Genomic DNA, 24,683 nt, shown 5'->3' with positions numbered 1-24,683 from the left:
AAAAAGAGGAATGGCCTCTAATCCTAAGATTCCATTCCTCTTTTTATAGACTCTTTTGCATGTAAGTCATTAATAATATATTTGGACGCTATGGAAATTTGCTCTCGCAATTCCTCCACCCTTTGCCCTAACGTTTCCTGTACATATTCTGTCTGCTCTAATTGTTTAATCGCCATACTATGTAATGTTTCTGTCGTCCATTCTCCATCCACATTCCCAATAATCGGCTGATTTACTTGTTGTAAAAACGAATCGATCTTTGGATCATATGAAATTCCAACCATAGGCGTGTTTGCAACTGCCGATAATATAAGAGCATGCAGTCTCATTCCTATTAAAAGAGAGCATTCTGATAAAATAGAGATTTTCTCATGAATATCCATTTTATAAGGGAGCATGTGCGCTTCTTCTCCCATCAAATTAATGATATCCCTTGATGCATTTTGATCAAATGGTCCATGCATCGGTACAAATAAAATATGGTATCCCTCTTGCTTAAGCTTTTTCAGCGTATCTGCTAACTTCTTCATATAATCTTCTTTTGCATCCCAGTACCTTACACTAACCGCAACGACCTTTCCTTGCAGCGCATGTTTTTGAAGCCAATCGGATTTCTTTTCTTCTGGCTGACAAGCTAATACTGGATCTGGAACAAGTTCGATGTCTTTCTTAATACCAATTTCTTTTAAGTACAAAAAAGAGTCTTCATCACGTACTGATATATATTCAGCCTTTGATACATGCCATTTCACTAATAAACGATTTTGCTTCTTCGTAATAGGTCCGATTCCTTGGGCGTAAATATAATACGGCTTTTTCAAAAAACGAGCAAGCCGCATAATACCTGTATAATATAGAATACTCCTAATACTCGTCTTATCTTGTAAGAGACTTCCGCCCCCGCTAATTAAACCATTACTTCTCTTTATTTCTCGGTAAATCGCTCTTATATCCCAGCGGTTTACTGCTTCTACACCGTACATTTTCCTTGTATAGTTGGGGTCATTTGAAAGTACAACAAGCTCAAGAGTAGGATCCTCTTCATGTAGCGCTTTAATAATTGATTGCAAAATTGCTTCGTCCCCAACATTATAAAAACCATAATATCCTGATAAAACTAACCGCACTCTTAATCTCCTCCAACATTTCGCAATCAACTCTTTTTGTAATTAAACAAATTGTTATCCATTCCTTGCCGAGGAAGGTTTGATAACTTCAAATTGATTTCTTTCACAAACATCTAACAAGTCATACCCATGTATAATATTGTTCATTTTCTATAATCAACGATTTTATTTACGTAAAAATGGAATTTGTTCTTTCGATATCCAGTTTAGTTTCAGTGCACATATGCCATATAACACTGAAGCTATACTTAGCGCCACAGCACTATATATCATTGCTAAAATCCTGGAATCTGTCACATTGATTAATGTGGACACAAAGTATAATACTATACCTAAAATACTAGAGACTCCAATCACAGCCAAAAATTTCCCTATAGCTATTGAATAGGAAAGATCTTTTCTAATATAAATATGATTTGCGATACAAATCATTATATAAATAATTAGAGTACTATACGCTGCTCCATTTATACCGAATTGGTTTACTAGCGCTATATTTAATATAATTTTCACGAAACTTACACCGATGACAATCCATGCTGCTCGCATCGAACGATTAATCCCTTGCAAGATTCCTATTGATAATACCATAAGTGATGTGAAATACGAGCTACCAATTAAAATAGCTAACATGCCACTTCCTTTTGTATCTGTAAATAATGCAACATTAAGCGGTACTGCAAGCGCCATAAGCCATATCGTTATCGGCATTGTTAAAACGTGTGCAAACTCATTTGTACGTTTTACTGTCAGTTTAGCTAAAGCTATATCTTTTTTTGTTAAAGCCGCTGTTAATAATGGAATTAACGGAAATACTATCGCACTTGCAAATACAACGATTAATTGCGTAAATGCAAAACCACGGCTATATATACCAAATTGTTCCTGAATCGTTGTAGAAGATTCATGTAATACATGTGGAATTGTTACAGAATCAACTAAATTTAAAACAGGCATCGATAACGCTCCGATTGCAATTGGAATTGAAACGCGGAGTATGTTTTTTGCGTTTGTCTTAAAATCTTGTAATGAATATGTTTCGCTCTTATAGCGATACGTGCTTTTTACATATTTCATTCGCAAATATATGAGTGACGTAATAACACCAAAACAAGAACCGATCATCGCTCCGCCTGTTATGATATCACTACCTTTATTCCAATATACAAATATATAAGCAATTGTTAGCATAAAGAATACGCGAATCAACTGTTCAATTACTTGCGATAGACCAGTAGGTATCATATCTCCAAACCCTTGGAAATATCCACGGTACACTGCCATATATGGTGCAATTAATAAAGCAAACGAAGTAACAATTAATGCTAGCCTCGTCTCTTGCCCACCAAGCATATTTGCAATGCTACTCGATCCAATGATAATAATTAAAAATCCGAGCACCCCAAATATAACACCGATAATAGATGCGGACGTAAACAATTTAGCTATTCCATCACGATCATTCTTTTCATGAAGATCAGCTATTAACTGGGATATTGCTAGCGGAACCCCCGCTACTGATAAAGTTAAGGCTATCATATATACAGGAAAAACGAGACGAAAAATCCCAAGCACTTCATCTCCCGCTATATTTTGCAATGGAATTTGAAAAAAACTCCCCACTACTTTCGATAGGAACGTTGTAATGGTTAAAATTGCAGCGCCTTTTACAAACTTTTTATTCATCTTCTATCTCTTTTCTTTCAAATATGATCTAAATAAATATCAAGCCAGTATTCTTGCTTAATCTAGAGAAACTTCACTCTATTTCATTTAGTTATCATACCAAATTTCTTATATATTGAATACTCTCGTTCCAAATATAATATGTACAAAATAAGATTATTTACATCCTGTTTTCCCTTAAATTTACTACTTTTACTTATTCAAGATAAACCTGTAATATAATGTAGCTCTTGTCAGTAAGAGGAGTGTTTACAACATGCTAAATTTAGTAAAAAATTCTCGAATTTCCCTTTCTTTAGAAAACGAGATACTAAAGCGCTTTGCATACGAAGAAGTTGAGAAAGTCGAAAAATCAGACGAAATAGGGCTTATTCAACCATCTTAAGTTTATGATTTCGTTAACCGTACACAATTAATTTGTGAAGGTAGCCATTTCTCAACGCGTGAATATAATTTGAAGTTAGACGATGTAATTGATGCTCAACGGATTTACAACATCCAGATATAAGGGTTTCTCACATAAACAACACATATCCAAATAAAAAGAGCCCTCACACTCTACAATACAGTTCATGTGAAGGTTCCTATTCCTATATTGTCTCAGCTTTCAAAAACTGCAGTTTCTCTTTTTGCTCATCATTCGCCATCATTATTATCGTCTTTTCAACATGCGGATGTACATGTTCAAGTGTCACACTCGCTCCTGCTTTATCCGATTGCTCAACAAAGTTTAATAACGCCATAGCTCCTGATACATCCATATAACGTACATCTTTCATACGCAAACTAACTGGTGACTTCACATCTTGTAAAGAAGCAAAAATACGATCTACTGATAGAAATGAAAGTGGTCCCTGAATCGTATACGTCGCTTCTTTTTCTTTTATAATAGAAGCTTTACGTTCTTTACACTTCACCATGTATATAATAAAGGAAAGAATAATGCCAAACGCAACAGCAACCATTAAATCGAATTTCACTGTCACAACCATCGTCACGAACATAACAATCACATCACCTCTTGGTGCTACATGTGCTTTCTTCATGCTTTCCCAATCAAACATCCCGATGCCAGTTAAAATTAAAATACCTGATAATACAGCAAGCGGAATATATTGTACCACTGAACCGAGTCCCATAATGAAAATAAATAATATGACACTATGCATACAAGCTGACAGTGCCGTCTTCCCCCCGCTTCTTATATTGACGATAGATCTAACAGTTGCACCTGCTCCTGCTAATCCACCGAACAAACCACTCGCAATATTGCCAATACCTTGTCCGATTAACTCTTTATTACTTTTATGACGTGTCCCCGTCACATTATCCATTACGACAGACGTTAATAACGAGTCAATTGATCCTAGTAAAGCAATACTAAGTGCTGGTAATACAAGTACTAACATGCCATTTGCGTCTAAAGTCGGTACGTGAAGAGATGGCATCGCCTCTGGAATTGCACCTATCTTTTCAATCATCTTATTTAAAGAAAGAGTTCCTACAAATGGTAATTGCACTGTAATCCCTTGTAGCATAGAAGAAAATAACGGCAACGTTACTGTAACACCTACTAATGCTACTAAACTTGATGGAATGGCCTTAATCCATTTTCCAGAAACAATCATTACAATGATCGTTAATAACACAAGCAGAAAGCTATTTTGTACGTGCTTCATTTCACCTAAAATAATAATCAGTGCAATCCCATTCATAAACCCTGAAACAACAGGATACGGAATGTAACGAACGTAAGAGCCGAGCTTACATACACCAAATAAAATTTGAAATAACCCCGCCATCATAAATGCAATAAAGCTTGCTTCTAATCCGTGAGTTGCAATAACGCCTGTTGCAATAACTGTAATCGGCCCAGTAGGACCCGTTACTTGCCCCGGTGTACCGCCAAATAACGCCGCAAACAAACCTGCAAAAATTGCACCATACAATCCGACCAGTGCTCCCTCAGACGTTCCCGTTGCAGCAATACCAAATGCAATCGCTAGCGGCAAGGCAACAATCGCAACAGTAAACCCTGCTAAACATTCCTTTGCTATTTTTTGAAACATATAAATAACCACCTTCGTATAAAGTGAAACTTTAATCAGTGGGGTTTTGTTCATCCCCCACTGATTATTAGCCCGCAAATAGCGGGATAAAGTCCACGTTCCATTGTACATCTAAAACAAATCATTCGTTAGCGTATTTATAAAAAACTCTTTACAGTCTCGTGAAGTAAACGTCTACATTTACAAATAGCCTTCCAAAGTCAAACTAAAAAACAGCAATATGACGAATCTACCTTTGGAAACAAACTTGACTATGCTATAATGAACAAATTAAATCTTTTACTATATACTTGGAGGCACTATGCTAACTTTTGAAGAAAAATTATCAATTATTGAATCTTTCCCGGAATTAGAAAGAAAGAACGTATCATTAAAACGCGTAAACTTTCACTTTGAAGAAAGTCGTTTAGATAAAAAGAACGTTGTATATCATTTACACCCAAACGGAAACGGATTTGTATATGCATACTTCATTAAAGGTTATAAAACAGATGCTAAAGGTATGATTAACATCCGTGAGTTTTCAGAAGAAGAACTGCGTTCATTAATTGAAAAAGTAATTGAACGTCTATCACAGGAGCCAGAGGAAATTATAGTACCAATGGAACCTGCTGCAGAAGAAGAATGGAAGAACGAAGACGGTCATATCCTAACTCTTATTCAAGAGGATGACATGTGGAACGTTTACGCTGGCGTAAACTTAGACGGTACATTCAACTCTTATCCAGAAGCTGCGGAATACCTTGATGAAGAAGGTTTCTCACGCAAGTAATAAAAATGCCTTTCCGAATTTGGAAAGGCATTTTTTCATTATTTTTTCATACCTTTTAACGACTCTCTCAGCACAAATTTTTGCAACTTCCCGCTCGCATTACGAGGAAGTTCATCTACAAATAAGTAATGACGCGGACGTTTATAGTCGGCTAATTCATCACTTTCTTTGCAATACATTTCTAAATCAGCTTCTGAAATATTTTTATCTTTCTTTACAACAACCGCAACGACACGCTCTCCCCATAATTCGTCTGGCTCACCAAGTACTGCAACATCTAATACACCAGGGTGACTATGAAGAAAATCTTCAATTTCGCGAGGATAAATATTTACGCCACCGCTAATTACCATATCATCAACGCGGTCTGCAACGAATAAATAGCCGTCTTTATCGAAGTAACCTAAATCACCAGAATGATACCAGCCTTTATACATCGATTTTGCATTTGCTTCTTCTCGATTATGATATCCAGCCATCATAGTTGGACCGCGCAAAATAATTTCCCCTACTTCATAAGGAGGCAACGTATCATCTGGCTCTGCTGGTCCATCTTCGTTCGGTTTCACAATTCGAATTTCATGGCTAAAGCACGGTGTTCCTGCTGAACCTGCTTTCGTAATTTGATCTTCTTCTACGAGAAACGCAACAACTGGTCCCATTTCTGTCATTCCGTAAATTTGAACAAGATCAATATAAAGGCGCTCTTTACATTCCTTCACTAGCGCCGGTGCCATTGCAGCCCCGCCATATACACCGATTTTCATTGAAGTTAAATCATACTTAGTTAGATCTTTTTGCAGTAACATATTCCACATCGTCGGTGCTGCAAAAAACGTCGTAATCTTCTCTTCTTGAATGGTATGTAATACTCTATCCGTATCAAAATGATGTAAAATAACATTCTTTCCGCCAACTTGAATGCGCGGTATAATTCCAGCATTTAACTCGCCGCAATGATATAAAGGTGCTACCACAAGCCCGGCGCTATCCCTGTTATATTTTATGAAATACGTACAAATCATACTATGCTCAGCCATATCACGATGACGATGTAGTACGCCTTTCGGATGACCAGTCGTTCCGCTCGTATAAAGCATAGAACAAAAATCCATTTCATCGACTACAATATCTACTTTTTCAGCTGATGCTTCATTTACTTTTTCATGGTAAGAACTAGCATAGGAAGGTGCATCGTCTTCCACGTACCAAAAAGACGAATTTGGAAAATCTCGTTCAATCATAGCAACTGTTGATTCGACTGCTTTTTCAAAGACAACTACTTTCGAGGCTGCATCTTGGAGGATATACGATAGTTCTTTTGCTTTTAAGCGGAAATTAATTGGATTGAAGATCGCGCCAATTTTCGCACAGGCTAAGTAAACGTTTACAAATTCACGACAGTTATATAGGTAAACAGATACACAATCTCCCTTTCTTACTCCTTCTTTCAATAGAGCTTGCGCCGTTTTATTTATTTGCTCATCCCACTGTTTATATGTCCAACGAATATTTTTTTCTGGTTCTACTAACGCCTCTTTATTCGGATATTTGCCAACTGTCAAATCAAAAATTCTCCCTATCGTCATGTACATGCCAACAATTTCCCCCTTTTCTCTTTCATAAATCTATCATTTCGTCTATAAGTAGACATTGTCCTCTAATAATATGACTAATTTTTCTGATTATTATCGACATAGTTTTACAAATGGACCGTTTGATGGTAAATGAAATTATATTGGCGATTTTTTGAATATATCGAACGCAACCAAATTTATATCAGCTATTTTTCGAATATATCGACTTACCGACAAAAACTGACAATATAAAAAAGGCTGTTCCAAATCGGAACAACCCCCTTCTTCTTACACGAATAGCTCTTCTAAAATTTTCAGTTTATCTTCTGTATATTTCACGAAGCCATCGTTATATGATTTTGGATCTTTCGGATTCGCAAAGTGTGTAATTGCTCCTGTTTGTGGGTGAACAAATTTACTTGATGCCCCGCAACCAAGTCCGATAATCGATTGTACTTCTTCCATAATAACAATATTGTAGATACTTTCTTGCGTCGGTATTGCATACCCAACGTTTTCTAAGTTACCTAAAATATTTTTTTGACGATATAAATAGTATGGTACGTAATTATGGTTCTTCGTCCACTCTTCCGCCTCATGCATCATCGCAGTAATTTCTTCGCGACCTGCTACTTTATATTTACGTTTGTTTTGCGTCATTTCAGAAGCACGTTTAAATGATAACGTATGAACTGTTAATGATTCTGGCATTAACTTTTCTGTTTCATCTAACGTATGCTTGAAGATGTCTAATCCTTCACCAGGAAGACCAATAATTAAATCCATATTAATATTGTTCATTCCCATTTCACGTGCTAAATGATACTTCTCAATCGTTTCTTCTACAGTGTGATGACGTCCAATTGCCTTTAGTGTCTCTTGATGGTATGACTGCGGATTAATACTAATACGGTCAATGTTCCATTTATTTAACACTTCTAGCTTTGCTGGTGTGATTGTATCTGGGCGACCTGCCTCAACTGTTACTTCACGTACATCTTTCACATCAGGGAAAGCTTGGTACATTTCTTCATACAACATATCCATCTCTTCTGCTGTAATACTCGTCGGTGTACCGCCGCCGTAATAAATCGTCGTAACTGTAACACCTTTTTCTTTTAAAAACTTACCAATTTCACGAACTTCATAATGTAACCCGCCTAAGAACGAATCAACTGATCCTTGGCGTCCGTTAATTGCATAAGCCGGGAACGTACAGTACGCACATTTTGTAGGACAAAACGGAATACCGATGTAAATACTTACTTCTTCTTTCAAACGGTATAAATCCGGAACAACCGCTAATTGGCAATCAACAATACGCTGAAGAAGTTCAATTTTCTCTTCATGAATTAAATAACTTTCACGAAGTTCTTTATGTGCTTCTTCTTTTGACATACCATTTTGAAGCAGTTTGTGAAGAAGTTTCGTTGGGCGTACCCCAGTTAATATTCCCCAGCTCTGTTCAAGTCCAGTTAGCTGTTGAAGTACAGAAAGATATACGTAAGAAACAACATGTTTCACTTGCTTCATACGTTCTTTTTCTTCTGTGAAAGCAGATAAATCTTTTGCGAATGTTTCTTCATATACATTTCCGGTTGCAACATCTGTTAAACGAGCCGATGCTGTCACATTACCTTCTATCTGTATATCAACGATAAGATTTGCTTCTTCTTTCTCAAACCCTATCGTGCTCTCTTCAAAAAATAAACCGCCAATATTTTGTAGCGGACGTAAAAAACGATCGTCTTGTAACGTTTTAATTGAAATTAACAACATTATCACCTTTTCATTTGCAAACTCTCTTTAGTTTACTTGAAGGGCGTTTGCAGGTCAATACAGAAGCTTTTACCTTATTTCTTCTATTAATAACTTAAAGGCATAAGAGATAACATTCCTCTTATGCCTTTTATACATCTATTAACTATTTTTAGTCATAAATCTTAAACGTATTCCTAATAACAGAAGAACAAAACCGACGAATGGAAGATAATTCATATCATGCCCTGTAGCTGGCAGTTGTTGATTATTAGAAGAACCCGGTCCTTTTTCTGGTAAATTAGGCTTTCCTGTTTCTTCACCTGGCTTTTCTGTTCCTTCGCCTGGCTTTTCTGTTCCTTCACCTGGTGTTTCCGTTCCTTCACCTGGTGTTTCTGTTCCTTCACCTGGTGTTTCTGTTCCTTCACCTGGTGTTTCCGTTCCTTCACCTGGTGTTTCCGTTCCTTCACCTGGTGTTTCCGTTCCTTCACCTGGTGTTTCCGTTCCTTCACCTGGCTCTTTTTGATTTGTAATTTGAAGTTTTATAGCTTCAATTTTTTGATTAGAAATCGTAAATCTGATTTCTTTATCAGATAAAGTGTATCCTTCTGGTGCCTGAACTTCTTTTAAAATATAATCTCCTGGCTCCAATTCTTTCGAAGTTACTTTACCATTTTTATCTGTTGTTAATGTGTCTATTTTTGTTCCGTCTTTCAAAATTTCAAAGACTGCGCCTGCTAATCTTTTATCTGTATCATTAGCATCTACCTTTGTAATTTCTACTTGGCCTGTAATTTTTTCTTTCACTTTTTCATTCAATACTTCTTGTTTTGCTACTTCATTTGCAACAATGTTTACTTCTACTGTTACTTCTAGCGCTTTATAGCCTTCTGGCGCTTTCGTTTCTTCTAACGTGTATTTTCCTGGTACAACGTTTTCGAATTTCACAACACCATCTTTATTTGTTGTTTTCGCTTCTCCAACTACTTGACCAGCTTCGTTCTTTAACTTAAATTCCGCACCTGCTAGAACTTTTCCACTTTCTGCATCCTTCTTGATTACTTGTAAGCTTCCTAGTTCTTTTGCGTTTTCCACTTGTACTTGTACTACTTTGTTTGCTTCCACAACGACTTCAATCTCTTCTTTTAGTAACTTATATCCTTGTGGTGCTTTCGTTTCTTTTAACGTGTATTTTCCTGGTTCTAATTTCGTAGATATTACTTTACCTGTTTTATCTGTTCGTAATGTCTCTACTTTTTTACCCTCTTTATACACTTCAAATTCTGCGTCTGATAATACTTTCGCTTTATCATTCGCATCTACTTTCACGATTTCGAATTGACCTGCTATTTTTTCGTTCGTAACTTCTTGTTTTATTACTTCATTCGCTACAACGTTTACTTCTACTGTTACTTCTAGCGCTTTATAACCTTCTGGCGCTTTCGTTTCTTCTAACGTGTATTTTCCTGGTACTACGTTTTCGAATTTCACAACACCATCTTTATCTGTTGTTTTCGCTTCTCCAACTACTTGACCAGCTTCGTTCTTTAATTTAAATTCTGCACCTGCTAGAACTTTTCCACTTTCTGCATCCTTCTTGATTACTTGTAAGCTTCCTAGTTCTTTTGCGTTTTCTACTTGTACTTGTACTACTTTGTTCGCTTCCACAACGACTTCAATTTCTTCTTTTAACAACTTATACCCTTGTGGTGCTTTCGTTTCTTTCAATGTGTATTTTCCTAGTTCTAATTTCTTAGAGATTACTTTACCTGTTTTATCTGTTCGTAATGTCTCTACTTTTTTACCCTCTTTATACACTTCAAATTCTGCGTCTGATAATACTTTCGCTTTATCATTTGCATCTACTTTTACGATTTCGAATTGACCAAGGCTCTTACTATTCGTTACTTTTACATCAATAACTTTTTCACCATCAACTGTTGCATGAATTACTTGTTTTGTTAACTCATAACCTTCTGGCGCTTTCGTCTCTTCTAACGTATATTCACCCGGCACTAGTCCGTCTACTTTAACAGTTCCAGACTCATCTGTTGTAATTCCTTCTTTTACAACATTTCCTTTCACATCTTTCAATGTAAATTCTGCGCCTGCTAAACGTTTCGCTTGATCTTTATCATCCGTTTTAATAATTTGTAGAGAACCTAAGACTTTTTCATTTTCTGCCTCTACTTTTACTATTTCGTTCTCATTTTGAATTGTTACTTTCCATTCTTTATTAGAAAGCTTGTAACCTTCTGGTGCTTTCGTTTCTTTCACTGTATATTCACCTAATGGTAATTTCGGTGACATCACTTTTCCACTCTCATCTGTTTTCAGTTCCGCTACCTTTTTGCCATCTTTATACAATGCGAATTCTGCACCTGATAACACTTTCGTTTTATCATTCGCATCTACTTTCACGATTTCAAATTGACCTGTTACTTTTTCATTCGTAACTTCTTGTTTTACCATTTCATTCGCTACAACGTTTACTTCTACTGTTACTTCTACTGCTTTGTAGCCTTCTGGTGCTTTCGTTTCTTCTAACGTGTATTTTCCTGGTACTAAGTTTTCGAATTGAACTACACCATCTTTATTCGTTGTTTTCGCTTCTCCAACTACCTGACCACTCTCGTTCTTCAGTCTAAATTCCGCGCCTTCTAGAACTTTTCCACTCTCTGCATCCTTTTTGACTACTTGTAAGCTTCCTAGCTCTTTTGCGTTTTCTACTTGTACTTGTACTACTTTGTTCGCCTCCACAACGACTTCAATTTCTTCTTTTAACAACTTATATCCTTGTGGTGCTTTCGTTTCTTTTAATGTGTACTTTCCTGGTTCTAATTTCGTAGATATTACTTTACCTGTTTTATCTGTTCGTAACGTATCTACTTTTTTACCATCTTTGTACACTTCAAATTCTGCGTCTGATAATACTTTCGCTTTATCTTCTGCATCTACTTTTACGATTTCAAATTGACCTGTTACTTTTTCATTCGTAACTTCTTGTTTTACCATTTCATTCGCTACAACGTTTACTTCTATTGTTACTTCTACCGCTTTGTAGCCTTCCGGCGCTTTCGTTTCTTCTAACGTGTACTTTCCTGGCACTAAGTTTTCGAATTGAACTACGCCATCTTTATTCGTTGTTTTCGCTTCTCCAACTACCTGACCACTTTCGTTCTTCAGTCTAAATTCCGCGCCTTCTAGAACTTTTCCACTCTCTGCATCCTTTTTGATTGCTTGTAAGCTTCCTAGTTCTTTCGCATTTTCTACTTGTACTTGTACTACTTTGTTTGCTTCCACAACGACTTCAATTTCTTCTTTTAACAACTTATATCCTTGTGGTGCTTTCGTTTCTTTTAATGTATATTTTCCTGGTTCTAATTTCTTAGAGATTACTTTACCTGTTTTATCTGTTCGTAATGTATCTATTTTTTTACCATCTTTATACACTTCAAACTCTGCATCCGATAGTAGCTTAGTTTTATCATTCGCATCTACTTTTACGATTTCAAATTGACCTGTTACTTTTTCAACGATCTTTTTATTCAACACATCTACAGTAACTACTTTATTAGCCTCTACATCAACACGAACTGAGCTAGATGATATCTCATAACCTTTTGGTGCTTCAACTTCTTTTAATGTATATGTTCCAACTGGAAGTTGTTTTGATAAAGCTGCACCTTTACCATCTGTAATAATTGTTTCAACAACATTTCCATCTTTATCTATAACATCAAATTTTGCACCTGGTAGAAGTTGACCAGATTCACTATCTTTTTTCAATAATTTAAATTGGCCATTCTCTACTTTTTTCGTATTCTTCATAACAATTTCAATTACGTTGGTACTATCAATTGTTACTTTTACTGATGTATCAACTTTTATATATCCTTCTGGTGCACTTATTTCTTTTACAAAATAGTCACCAAGTGGTAAATCCTTGACTTCAGCAATACCCTTTTCATTCGTTGTAACAGTAGCCAGAACAGTATTATCTTTGTCTATAACATCAAACTTTGCGTCTTTTAAAACAATATTTTCATCATTTGCATCAACTTTTTTAATTTGTAAGTTTCCTTTTTCAACTACTGGCTTATTCCACTTTGGCCAATTAAATTTAAAGTTATGAACCTCAAATCCATCTCTTTGGTGTAATCCTCCAACATAGGCTTGTCCGTTAATAGAACCACCTTTTGTCTCTACAACAGCATTAGGCGCAAACAAACTACCTACTACACCATAACCTTTAGTTGTTATCTTTGTAGCATTAGGGAACACCCAAATGACTTTATTAGCTAACTCAGTAAAAGCTGAATTAGGGTCATATGCTTGAGATGTATTAATTAAGTCTGTTGCCATCCCAGTATTTCTCGTATCGTACAAAATTGCACCGCTACCAAAATTCACTTCTTCTGCGTCTGAATAAATAACAATAAAGTCTTTGTTATTTACATTCGGAAGATAAACATCTCTTACATCAAATATTTTCTTTCCTGTTAAGCCTGAAGAAACGTAAATATTAGGGTTGTTTACATCTTCACCGATTCCAAAGCTCATATTAAGTTTTGGCTTATCAGTTTGCAATTGACCCGCATCCCCAATTACACCATCAACGTCTTTTCTAAATTCTTTGAACTTGGCATCAATCTCTACTTGCTCTTTATAAGAGATACGGTCATAAGATGATTTCATTGCACCTTCTGGGTCACCATCTTTTGTCATCGCCACTGTTCCATCTTGGATGATTACTTGTCCTGCTCCCGCTTTCGTAAATTGACCACCTAGTAATAATGATGGATATCCTTCATCTTTCCATGTTGCTCCAGCTAAGTTGTTTGCTCCAGTTGCAGCCGCTAGGACTGTATAACTTGATGCGTTCATATTTTTTTGAACAGCCATCGCACCCTCAATATCCGCACTCGTTGCACTATGATCTCCAAAAATGATGGCGTTGTAATAAGATACATCACCTAAACCTTTTAATTCTGTTGTAGCTGCCTCTGCTTTAAATGGTAAATGGATTAAAAAATTCATACATATTAGTAATACAACTATAAAACTACTACTTATTTTTTTTACTTTTTGATTAAATGATTTCCTCAAGAAATTCATTCCCCCTTTTAAGCTTCCTAAACCCACAAAAGAAGTACATTTCATATGTACCAAGTCTTACTCACATTAATTTAAAATAATCCATTTAAATAAAACAAAGAAACTCTACAACTAATTAATAAAATTACTACAATTCATTTTTGAGATAATACGTGAACTAAACTATCACGCGGAAATGTTTTTACGTACGGGAGCTCAATAAAATTAATCTGAAGAATATTTCATGTGGTGTAAATATTTCGGCAACATCATCCACTCTACAACAGTTTCCTAGAGTATTCAAGTGAATTGTATAGATTCCAGACACAATTCATCCCCTGAAAAGCTTTCATTCCCTATTGGAATATTGATTTAAACTTTTCAAATAAAGTCGACAAAAAAACGTAGCGAAAATGCTACGTTTCTTTTTTCATCGTTTCGGTGTATGTTTATGATTCTTTAAAAATGGAAGCGGAAATTGCTTACGGAAATGCTCTTTAATCATATATTCTACGCCGTTCTCAGTATTAGAACGTGTAATCCAGTCTGCGGCTTTCTTTAATTCTACAGGAGCGTTCCCCATCGCTACCCCAAGCCCAACATTTTCAATTACCTCTAAGTCTTCTATGCTATCTCCAATCGCAACCATTTCACTAAGGTTAATATTTAAATGCTCCCCAAGTAATTGTAAACCACGTAGTTTTGATACATTTTGAGGGAGAATTTCTATACGTCTCTCATCACACTCAACGTACTCCACATCTTGAAATGCCTTTCTTAACGTATTCATCCCTCTTTCTTTTTCACCTTTCGTATGGAAAACAATATCAATTTTTGGTGCAGCTACTGGATGATCACGCAGTGCATCCCCTAGCGAATCTACAAATTGAACCGGATAAAACAATGGATCTGCGCTTGATAATACAGTACGCGCAATTAAGTTTGGTGTATTTCTTTCACGATTCCCAATTGAATATCGTTCATGAGAAATGCGAACATTACAATCAAAATGCTCTAACACTTGCACGATATTAAAGGTTTTCTCTTCAGATAATCTCCTTTGAGCGAACGGCTTATCTAACGTTGCTGAAACGAAAGCACCACCATGTGTAACTAATATAGAATCTAATTTTAACGCCTTCGCTATTTTATGAGCAGATTGAAAATTACGATTCGTAAACAATGTAACGTATACATCTTTTCTTTTCACAAAGTCAATTGTCTCCCGTAACCCTTTTGCGATTTTTCCGTTGTTGTATAGTAGTGTCCCATCTATATTAAGAGCTAGTAAGCGATAAATCATGTCGCACTCCCCCTCTTCGCTGTTGTACTCTATCCATAATTTATGAAATAAATGTAGTAAATAGAACGAGTTAGAATTACTACTGAAAATTTGGTTTACTATATACATATACAACTGGCAAAGGAGATAGCACAATGCAGGCACCACCTTCTTTTTATGAAGGCGATACGTTAGTGGTCGCAAAGAAGTTACTCGGACATAAACTCGTTCATATTGTAGACGGCATAAAGCGGAGCGGAATTATTGTAGAAGTAGAAGCATACAAAGGTCCAGATGATAAGGCCGCTCATAGTTATGGAGGCAGACGGACTAATCGAACAGAAGTAATGTTCGGCGCACCAGGACATGCTTACGTATATTTAATTTACGGCATGTATCATTGCTTTAACGTAATTACAGCACCAATCGGTACCCCGCAAGGAGTTCTCATTCGTGCTCTTGAACCTGTAGATGGAATCGAAGACATGAAACTAGCGCGCTACAACAAAACTGACATTACGAAAGCTCAGTATAAAAACTTAACAAATGGCCCCGGAAAACTATGCCGCGCGCTCGGAATCACTTTAGAAGAGCGCGGCGTATCACTTCAAAGTGATACGTTACATATTGAATTAGTTCCTGAAGAAGACCATTTATCATCCACACATAACATAATAGCGGGCCCTCGTATTAACATTGATTATGCAGAAGAAGCCGTTCACTATCCATGGCGGTTTTATTATGAAAAGCACCCGTTTGTTTCAAAATAAAGAAGCTATCCTATAAGTAAGTGAAACCAACTTATAGGATAGCTCTTTTTTCGTAATTCATCACACGTCGAAAAGCCGAAATCCGGGATCGGATTTCGGTTTTGTTTCTATAAAAGAAACCGTTGTTCCTAAAGCATTTCCAAATACAGTTCATCTCCAAAGAGAAAATCTTAAAAGCATTATTTTTTTAATGCATAATAATTTTCCAAATTGAATTTCGACATAACGAAAGTTCCTGTTGGCGTTAAAAGTTGTGCCATAGATTGTATGACATGCGGTAATTTCGCTGGCTCAATGGGATGTGATAGTAGGATGTACTGGAATTTTTCATCTATAAATACCTCATGTAACTTGTCATACGCAGCAGAAGTTGTAGGAGCTACCCTATTTGCAAGAGCTGCCGCTTTTTCATTACTTTCCGCTCCGAATAAAGAAACTGCCTGATAACACCCTTTCATTTTTAATAAAGTGGCACCACATCCAGCTCCTATATGAAGAATATTTACTTTATCAGGCGCAAATCGCTCTAAAATCGCTAGTAAGTCACAATGAATATATAAACTTTCACCATAAAATCCCCATTTTTCATACAATTTTATATTATTCGCATGTAAACAAATAGAAAATTTAACACTATCTTCTCTCCATGAGACACTTCCGTAGTGATGAATAAATGTATCTTTACATAAATACAATTTATATCCTTTTTCAAACATTCTTAGTGACAAATCATCATCTTCATAATTCCCCGGTGTAAATCGTTCATCTAATAATCCAACTTCATCTAACACTGATTTTTTTATAAGCATACAGAATCCGATTAATTTCATACGTTCTTCCCATTTATCTTTATCACTTTGATTATATAAAGTTGCAAACTTCTGCATTCCTTCAATATCTTTATAAAAAGTTTGTATAGCAGTATAGTAAGCGGCATTATTAGTTACGGGCCCTACCGCTCCAGCATCCTTACTTTCATATAAACACCGAATTAAGTTGCTTAGCCAATTTTCAGTTACGACCACATCATTATTCAATAATAGAATATTGTCACCTTTTGCCTCTTTAATTCCCTGATTGCATCCCTTTGGAAAACCCATATTCTCCGCATTTTCCACTAGCATAATATCCGATTGTTTTTGTAACCATTCTACAGTACCATCTGTTGACGCGTTGTCCACAACTATTAACTCATACTCTTGTTCCACTGTATAAGTTCTAATACTTTGGATGCATTCTTTTGTATATTGTAATTGATTATGAGTCAATATAATTATACTTGTGAGCATGAATCAAACTCCTCTCAGCAGCCAAAATGATTATCTAGTATTATTAAATATTATTTTTCCGATAAACTATCAAAATATTTTCTATTATATTCAATGCTTGGATTATTAGGTATGAACTGTGCAGCTTGTTCGTTATGATAAATTGCCTTTTCATATTCTTTTATTCGATCATAACAAATACATAGTTGAATATGCGGCAACCATGTATGACACTCTTCTCGGACAAACGGCGAATCCTTTGGCCTTGGCCCGTCAATTGCTGCATGGTACCAATATATCGCTTTAGAATATTCCCCTTGTTGCAAAAATACACGTCCTAAGTGGCAACAAAGTTCTCCTCTAGGCGTGTCATACGTAAATGATTGCAAACAAGACTGTATAGATTTTTTTAAGTCCCCCAATTCTAAATAACATTCGGCTCTTTTTAAACAAGCTTGAATGTTATCTTCAACCCAACCCTTTTCTTCATCTAAAAACCTAGAATACCCCTTAACAGCCTTATCAAATAATCTGTGATCCTTACATTCATTTGCATAATAGTACACATCGCGGGGGCTAAACTCTTTTCCACTCTCAAGATGTTTTTCATATATTTTCAAATTACGATTAGTATATGCTTTTTCTTTTTTATGACTTACCCCTACGTCACTATTTATAAGATTTCCATACACCTCTAAATATTCATGAACAAATCCATACCATTGAAAATTTTTACTTCTGTTGACTAATCGATATCTCCTTAAAGAATGTGTTGGATTTCCTTCTATATCAAAAGTTAAATAATATTTCATAGATACTGCATCCGTACTACGATCTAACGTATGTTTTAACTGCAACAATTTCTTTATATCTTCCGTATCTATTATGTCATCTGCGTCTAGCCAAAGAATATATTCTTTTGTAGCTTTAGAAAACGCAAAATTTCGTGCCGCTGAAAAATCTTCAATCCATTGAAAATCATAAACTTTCGCGTCGTACTTCTTCACAATTTCTTTTGTACCATCTGTTGAACCTGTATCTACAATAATAATTTCATCCACAACACTTTTAACCGATTCTAAGCATTTTGATATAGTTTGTTCTTCATCTTTTACAATCATGCATAAACTAATAGTAATGGAGTTTTCCATCATATCCCCCCTATCCTTTTGATGTATATGTTTGGAGAGAAATTTATATTTCTTTTGCTTCAAAATTGAGTTTTCATTTTACAAAAGAAACATAATGAGGCGGTGCAGTGAAATTGGATAGGGTAATTTCACTCGAAGATTGCAAATCAATGAAAAAAGCCGAAGCCTGAACAAGACTTCGGTTCTTTATATAGAGAATACATAATTTCGATTCCTTTTTACTCCGCACCTTCCGCGGTCGCAATATCATTCTCTAAGTTTTCTCTTGATAATTCCGCCGCCATAAAATCAGCTGTTTCAGGAAGTGCTAAATGCATATGAGCTTTTTGACAAATTTGGATCGTACAGTTTTCTACAACATAGTCGAAAACATGTCCGCCACCGCGAATTTCATTATCAATGTAATGTAAGTGGAAACCAGCTACACCAATACCTTGCGCGTAATCTGGTGTCCAAAATCCAGCTAGCGTACCTTCTGTATCTTTAAATGAAAAGATCGGTTGTGATTTCGTCACTTCAACGAGCGGCGTATACGGTTTTTCTTGTCTTGGAACAGTTCTCGTTCTTACTTCACGGAACGTACCATCCATTCGAATCGCATAAAATAAGTTTTTACTTGGCATTAATTCATGTAATAACGCTTCCACTTCTTCACGATTCATCGGATGCTCTACCGTATAACTCATTTCTTTTTCAAAAAACGTTACAGTCGCAAACGGTGTTGTTTCCTCTGGCTCTACTTTTTCTGCGGAGCCGTCTGAACGTAAATGGTAAAATTCGTTATCAAACGCGATCATTTCACCATCTAATTGATCAAATGTGCCGATGCCGAAATCACCACGTTCTTTCAATTCCTCAAAGCTAATCACACCATCATATATACCATCTAATAGCGCAAGCATTGTAGATGTTTGATATACTTCATTATTCGTTTTCGTTCTTTTTGCATCAATATCAATTAATTGCGCAACAGTCATCTCACTCATGCCCCCATTAGTTTAATTGGTTTGGTAATAGTTTTTCGCTTAATTTAATGTTGTCACGGTAATCGATTGGAATATCAACAATGACAGGGCCTTCTGCTTCTAACGCTTCTCTCAATACACCTTCTAATTCGTCTGGTGTATTGACACGAAGACCTAACGCCCCGAAACTTTCCGCATATTTCACAAGATCGACATCGCCAAACTCTGTAGCTGATGTTCTGCCGTATTTCATCATTTGTTGGAACGCAACCATATCGTACGTACCGTCTCTCCATACGAGATGGACAACCGGAGCATTTAAACGTACCGCTGTTTCTAATTCCATCGCTGAGAATAAGAAACCACCGTCACCTGACACTGAAACAACTTTTTTACCCGGCTCAACTAAAGTAGCGGCAATTGCCCAAGGAAGTGCAACACCTAACGTTTGCATACCGTTACTAAATAATAGTCTACGTGGTTCATAAGAACGGAAACATCTTGCCATCCAAATAGAATGGGAACCGATGTCACATGTAACGGTTGTATCGTCACTAATTAAAGAACGAAGTGTACGAATGACTTGAAGTGGATGCGTAACACCTTCTGAAGCACGATTTGGAACTTCTGCTTGCTCTGATAATTTCGAGCGTAATCGTTCTAAAACTGCTTCTGATTTCGTATTTAATACAAGCTTCGGTAATTTCTCCGCAATGCTATTTACAGTTAAAGCGATATCACCAATTAATTCACGCTCTGGTTGATAATCATGGTCGATATCTGCTTGGTGGTCATCAAGATGGATAATCGTTCTGTCGCCAAGTTTATTCCAGAATTTCGGATCGTACTCAATTGGGTCATAGCCGATAGATAAAACAAAATCCGCTTCTTCTAGTAAAATATCACCTGGTTGGTTACGGAATAATCCAACGCGGCCAAAGAAATGATCTTCTAACTCACGTGAAATTGCACCAGCTGCTTGATACGTTTCAACAACAGGAAGTTCTGTATCCGCAATTAACTCACGAACTGCTTTCGTCACTTCATTGGTGCTTGCTCTCATACCGAGTAAAATTACTGGTAATTTTGCTGATTTTATTTTTTCTACTACGTATTCAATATGATTTGTGGGAGCGATTCCAAGCTGTGGCTTAGAAAGCGCACCAATAGACTCTACTGTCGTTTCCGCAGTCATAACGTCTTGCGGAAGACTTACAAGTGTTGCTCCTGGATTTGTAGAAGTAGCACTTCGAAATGCATTAGTAAGTGCTTCTGGCACATTATCAGGATGCTCGACTTCTACGCTATATTTTGTGATTGGTTCGAATAATGCAGCATTATCCATAGATTGATGCGTACGTTTTAATCGATCTGTACGCGGAACTGCACCAGCTAAAGCAACAACGGGATCACTCTCCGCATTCGCAGTAACAAGACCTGTCGCTAAATTTGATGTCCCTGGTCCTGAAGTTACAAGACACACACCCGGTTTCCCTGTTAATCTACCAATAGCAGCTGCCATAAATGCTGCGTTTTGTTCATGACGACAAACAATTAACTCTGGTCCTCTTTCTTGCAGTACATCAAATACAGAATCAATCTTCGCTCCTGGAATACCGAAAACATGTGTAACACCTTGTTTAATTAAACAATCAACAACAAGATCTGCTCCTCTTGTTTTTGTTTTCACGTCGTTTGCTTTTACACCTGTACTCAAACTAATCATTCCTTTATTTCATAATGTGTGTAATAAAGATTTTTAATTTCACCTAGTTAATTAATGTGGTGAAGTATTGTTTATCATTATATTACAAATGCATTATTTTTCCAACAATATGAATTTGACAGTTTTTTGACAACCTCTAAGGAATACGCTTACAACCCTTTGTTTATCCTAAAATAATATTTTTATATCTCCTCTAAAAATGCACGAAAAAATTCCATCTAATCACAGTATTAATAAGATTATAGTACCTTGCAAAGAACACTACTAAATGATATATTTGTAAATATTGGAATGCCCAATAATTGGAACGCACCTTGTAATTCGTATCCCCCTTTTCAAAAGATAGGATTCTCAGCTGTAATTCATCATTTTATAAAGGAAAGTGATTGTTATGAACAAAAGTGAATTTTTGGAACAACTTAGTTCTTCCTTGCGGAATATGCCTAATGCAGAAAAGAAAGATATTATTTCAGAGTATGAAACTCATTTTATCAGTGCTAAACAGGATGGGAAATCTGAAGAAGAAATTTCTAGAAAACTAGGAGACCCTAAAACTATTGCTAAAGAACTTAATGTTTCATATGCAATAAACAACGCTGACAATAAACGAAGCTTCAAAAATATGATAACCGCACTATTTTCTGTTATGAGCTTAAGTGTTTTAAACTTTGCCTTTATCATTATCGCCTTTTTCGTACTACTCTTTTTATTACCGGTTCTTCTAGCACTTATAATTGCCACTCCATTATTAATCATTTCACCTATTTTATTAATAGGGTTAGGATTTTTTAACGGTTTTCATCAAATCAGTTATTCCGATGTTTATAATGTGTTCATCGCTTTTTGCATCGGCTTACTCATATCCGTAATATCTTACCAAATGATAAAACATATATACGCACTTTTAGTAAAATATTTGAAATGGAATGTAGCTATTTTACAAAGATAATAATGAATGTAAAAGGAGATTAATATGAAAAAGTATATTTTATATCCACTCATGTTACTTACAATTTTATTTCTATCAGCTTGTTCAAACAGTAACCAATCTAATGAAGCAAATGATACACGATATGATAAATTAGACAATGCACAATCTATTAAAGATGTTACTATTAAAATTCCAGAACATATATTCAGCTCTCAAAAAAAGAATGAAACTATTAATGAAGATGAAATGAAACAAAGTATAAAAAATTATATAGATTATAGTTGGGAATTATCTGAAAACATCATTCCACTTGTTTCAACAATTTCTGATAAGAATTTTACTGAATCCGATCGAGAAAAATTACAAAAACTAATAGATTTAGCGAAACAAAATGATACAAATTTCCACGATTTTATTAATAATAATACGATCCCTGATGATTATAAAAAACCTTCAAATGAAATCTATGAATTTATTTCATCATCTACGGCACTTATATTAGAACTAAAACAGAAAACTGATAAATTTATGCAAAATAGTAGCTTACCAGATATAGATTTTTCTTTTTCAAAACATTTCACTAAAGCTAATGGAAGAAAGCAAAAAGAAATTGAAAACTTTTTGAACGAAAAAAATATTAAAACTTCAATCAACAGTAATAAAAAAAATTAAAGGTTGTATCACATATCCCCTTCAAAATAGTCACTAAAGAATGACTATTTTGAAGGGGATTTTTTGTGGAATAACTATCAAATTCCCTAAATAAAAAAGACGCCCCATCCAAGGGGCGTCTTCCACTATTACGCTTGTTGTTGCGCGCTATATAATTCTTCAAGTGGCTTCATGATGATTTTGTTAACGTCAGTGATAACGATGTTTAAACGTTGCTCAGTTTCCATTAACTTTGTGATTTTTGCATCTTGTTGAATGCGAGTTACAACTTCTTGTGCTTTTTGGTTATCTTCTTCAGTGATTTCTTGGCCTTGCATCATTTTTTGTTGTAGGCCAAGTTGCATTGTACGGAACTCTTCGAATAAGTTCTTTGACTCTGCATCTCCTTGTACTGCTGCGTAGCTTGCTTTTAATGTTTGGAAATCTTCGTTTTCAGCGATTGTTTTTTGTAATTCATATGCAACATCATGAATGTTTTTTGTCATTTTATTTTTCCTCCTTTAGAAGGCTAGCGCTTTTCGCTCACACTGCCTTTTAAGTGCATTTACATACGCACCTCTTCTTACCATATCAAACTATGCATGAGATGGGAAGAAATTTCACTTTTATTTCTATACACCCATCTTTATTACTTAAGGAACAAGAGTAACAAGCCTTGAATAAATCCAATTGTCCCCCCTAATAACGCCCCTAAATATGTAATCATTTTTAACTCATTTTTTGTAATGGACAATACGAGATCTTCTAGTCTCTCTGTTGAAAATGTAGATACTTCCTGCTGGACAATTTCCGCAAGCTGTAGATTTCCCAATATACTTCCCACATTTTCTGTCCCCCACTTCAAGCCTTTCTCTACTACGCTAGGGACGACTTTTTCAACGATTGTTTCTCGAACTGGCTCACATACTTGCTGAACAGACTGATTTAAAAATCTACTCACTGTTTCCTCTACTTTAACTGCCGACAATATGGAGTTCACAATCATTTCTTTCTCTACGAACATTTCTAATTCTTTTACGTCTCTTCCTTTTAACTTTTCCCACTCTTTTTGCAGTACATCAGTTAACAGACGCTCTGTTCCATCTTGTCCTAAAAACTTAATGACTTCCGGCTGCACGCGATCAACTAAACTTACATTCCCTAAAAACATACCAACTAAGTTAAGCATCGTCCCGCGAGAAGCGAAAAAGTCATCAATCATTTTTGAAAGGCGTTCCTTTCCTTCTTCACTTTCCAAAAAGCTAATTCCTCTTTTTAAAATAAAAGATGCTACATTCGGAATCGCATTCTCTACTTTTTCATGAACAGAATGAGGTAACGCCTGTTCCCATGTATATGTATAGTACTCTGCTAAAAATGCATGAATTTTTTCTGTAATAACATGTTCGATTTTCCCGATCGCCTCTTCTTCTACATGTTCTAAATTCCATTTTTCTAACATATCCCGTAACGACTGTTCATTTGTAATTACTTTATCAACTTCCACTTGTGTCCAGCGAATTAAACTGGTTTGAAACTCTTTATTTGTTAGTTTTTTTCCGATTCCTTCTGGTGTTAACAAATGGTCTACAACCATTTTACCTAATTGAACAGCAAGCTCATCGCGGCGCTTCGGAATTAACCCTGGCGTAAATGGAACTTGAAACTTTCCAATATAAATCGGACGATGAGGACGAAATAACATTTTTATCGCTAAATGATTTGTGTATCCTCCAATAATTGCCCCGAGCCCTGTCGTTATTAACATATTTAACCATATATTCATCACAATCAACCTTTCACTTCTCCAAAACTATAGCATATCATCATACGGACAAAAGTATAATGGTATA

Annotated in this window: 17 protein-coding genes and 1 pseudogene; 5 read left to right on the top strand and 13 right to left on the bottom strand. The window is 35.8% G+C overall.

Annotated features, from left to right (window positions below; all coding sequences use genetic code 11):
* Positions 1-23 precede the first annotated feature (23 nt).
* Positions 24-1,127 (bottom strand): polysaccharide pyruvyl transferase CsaB, encoded by a 1,104-nt coding sequence (csaB, locus tag ABH959_RS15770; protein ID WP_113936687.1) that lies wholly within the window; start codon positions 1,125-1,127, stop codon positions 24-26.
* Between the two features lie 165 nt (positions 1,128-1,292).
* Positions 1,293-2,813: a putative polysaccharide biosynthesis protein gene (locus tag ABH959_RS15765; protein WP_404492831.1), complete on the bottom strand. Its 1,521-nt coding sequence runs from the start codon at positions 2,811-2,813 to the stop codon at positions 1,293-1,295.
* 274 nt (positions 2,814-3,087) lie between these two features.
* Between ABH959_RS15765 and ABH959_RS15760 the strand changes: the two are divergent.
* Positions 3,088-3,315, top strand: a pseudogene (locus ABH959_RS15760) (hypothetical protein); the annotation flags it as partial.
* An 88-nt stretch (positions 3,316-3,403) separates the two neighbouring features.
* Here the strand turns inward: ABH959_RS15760 and ABH959_RS15755 are convergent.
* Positions 3,404-4,882: a SulP family inorganic anion transporter gene (locus ABH959_RS15755; protein ID WP_404492830.1), complete on the bottom strand. Its 1,479-nt coding sequence runs from the start codon at positions 4,880-4,882 to the stop codon at positions 3,404-3,406.
* Between the two features lie 301 nt (positions 4,883-5,183).
* Between ABH959_RS15755 and ABH959_RS15750 the strand changes: the two genes are divergently transcribed.
* Positions 5,184-5,654: a hypothetical protein gene (locus ABH959_RS15750; protein ID WP_404492829.1), complete on the top strand. Its 471-nt coding sequence runs from the start codon at positions 5,184-5,186 to the stop codon at positions 5,652-5,654.
* 38 nt (positions 5,655-5,692) lie between these two features.
* On the opposite strand, the gene ABH959_RS15745 is transcribed toward ABH959_RS15750, so the two are convergent.
* From ABH959_RS15745 to ABH959_RS15730, 4 genes are all read right to left on the bottom strand, one after another.
* Positions 5,693-7,249: a fatty acid--CoA ligase gene (locus tag ABH959_RS15745; protein ID WP_016094693.1), complete on the bottom strand. Its 1,557-nt coding sequence runs from the start codon at positions 7,247-7,249 to the stop codon at positions 5,693-5,695.
* A 270-nt stretch (positions 7,250-7,519) separates the two neighbouring features.
* A complete protein-coding gene (locus ABH959_RS15740) occupies positions 7,520-9,010 on the bottom strand; it encodes a coproporphyrinogen III oxidase (protein WP_002010930.1) in 1,491 nt (496 codons plus the stop codon).
* Between the two features lie 141 nt (positions 9,011-9,151).
* Positions 9,152-14,107, bottom strand: coding sequence for a SpaA isopeptide-forming pilin-related protein (locus ABH959_RS15735; protein WP_404492828.1), 4,956 nt, complete (start codon positions 14,105-14,107; stop codon positions 9,152-9,154).
* Between the two features lie 409 nt (positions 14,108-14,516).
* The gene (locus tag ABH959_RS15730) at positions 14,517-15,389 is read right to left on the bottom strand and encodes a Cof-type HAD-IIB family hydrolase (protein ID WP_113936697.1); all 873 of its coding nucleotides are present in this window, start codon (positions 15,387-15,389) and stop codon (positions 14,517-14,519) included.
* A 134-nt stretch (positions 15,390-15,523) separates the two neighbouring features.
* Between ABH959_RS15730 and ABH959_RS15725 the strand changes: the two genes are divergently transcribed.
* Positions 15,524-16,138: a DNA-3-methyladenine glycosylase gene (locus ABH959_RS15725; RefSeq protein ID WP_193664387.1), complete on the top strand. Its 615-nt coding sequence runs from the start codon at positions 15,524-15,526 to the stop codon at positions 16,136-16,138.
* Between the two features lie 179 nt (positions 16,139-16,317).
* Here the strand turns inward: ABH959_RS15725 and ABH959_RS15720 are convergent, their stop codons facing one another.
* From ABH959_RS15720 to alsS, 4 genes are all read right to left on the bottom strand, one after another.
* The gene (locus tag ABH959_RS15720) at positions 16,318-17,427 is read right to left on the bottom strand and encodes a glycosyltransferase family 2 protein (RefSeq protein WP_113936699.1); all 1,110 of its coding nucleotides are present in this window, start codon (positions 17,425-17,427) and stop codon (positions 16,318-16,320) included.
* A gap of 50 nt (positions 17,428-17,477) precedes the next feature.
* Entirely contained in the window at positions 17,478-18,557 is a 1,080-nt protein-coding gene (locus ABH959_RS15715) for a tetratricopeptide repeat-containing glycosyltransferase family 2 protein (RefSeq protein ID WP_215576785.1), read from the bottom strand.
* A 218-nt stretch (positions 18,558-18,775) separates the two neighbouring features.
* Positions 18,776-19,534 carry an alpha-acetolactate decarboxylase gene (alsD, locus tag ABH959_RS15710; protein ID WP_404492827.1) on the bottom strand — a complete coding sequence of 253 codons (759 nt, stop codon included), beginning with the start codon at positions 19,532-19,534 and terminating at the stop codon, positions 18,776-18,778.
* A gap of 16 nt (positions 19,535-19,550) precedes the next feature.
* The gene (alsS, locus tag ABH959_RS15705; RefSeq protein WP_404492826.1) at positions 19,551-21,239 is read right to left on the bottom strand and encodes an acetolactate synthase AlsS; all 1,689 of its coding nucleotides are present in this window, start codon (positions 21,237-21,239) and stop codon (positions 19,551-19,553) included.
* 400 nt (positions 21,240-21,639) lie between these two features.
* Between alsS and ABH959_RS15700 the strand changes: the two genes are divergently transcribed.
* Together ABH959_RS15700 and ABH959_RS15695 are read left to right on the top strand one after the other, a co-directional pair.
* On the top strand, positions 21,640-22,197 hold the full coding sequence (locus tag ABH959_RS15700; protein ID WP_113936703.1) for an HAAS signaling domain-containing protein: 558 nt from the start codon (positions 21,640-21,642) through the stop codon (positions 22,195-22,197).
* A gap of 24 nt (positions 22,198-22,221) precedes the next feature.
* Positions 22,222-22,851 (top strand): NDxxF motif lipoprotein, encoded by a 630-nt coding sequence (locus tag ABH959_RS15695; protein WP_215599017.1) that lies wholly within the window; start codon positions 22,222-22,224, stop codon positions 22,849-22,851.
* A 128-nt stretch (positions 22,852-22,979) separates the two neighbouring features.
* Here ABH959_RS15695 and ABH959_RS15690 read toward each other — a convergent pair whose 3' ends face one another.
* Both ABH959_RS15690 and ABH959_RS15685 read right to left on the bottom strand, forming a co-directional pair.
* Complete coding sequence (locus ABH959_RS15690) at positions 22,980-23,336, bottom strand: YlbF/YmcA family competence regulator (protein WP_404455526.1); 357 nt, start codon at positions 23,334-23,336, stop codon at positions 22,980-22,982.
* Positions 23,337-23,479: 143 nt separating this feature from the next.
* A complete protein-coding gene (locus tag ABH959_RS15685; RefSeq protein ID WP_215599019.1) occupies positions 23,480-24,625 on the bottom strand; it encodes a DUF445 domain-containing protein in 1,146 nt (381 codons plus the stop codon).
* Positions 24,626-24,683 lie beyond the last annotated feature (58 nt).

The organism is Bacillus sp. RC51, assembly GCF_044908115.1.
Taxonomy (GTDB): Bacteria; Bacillota; Bacilli; order Bacillales; family Bacillaceae_G; genus Bacillus_A; species Bacillus_A mycoides.
This window is presented reverse-complemented; position numbering and strand designations above follow the sequence as displayed.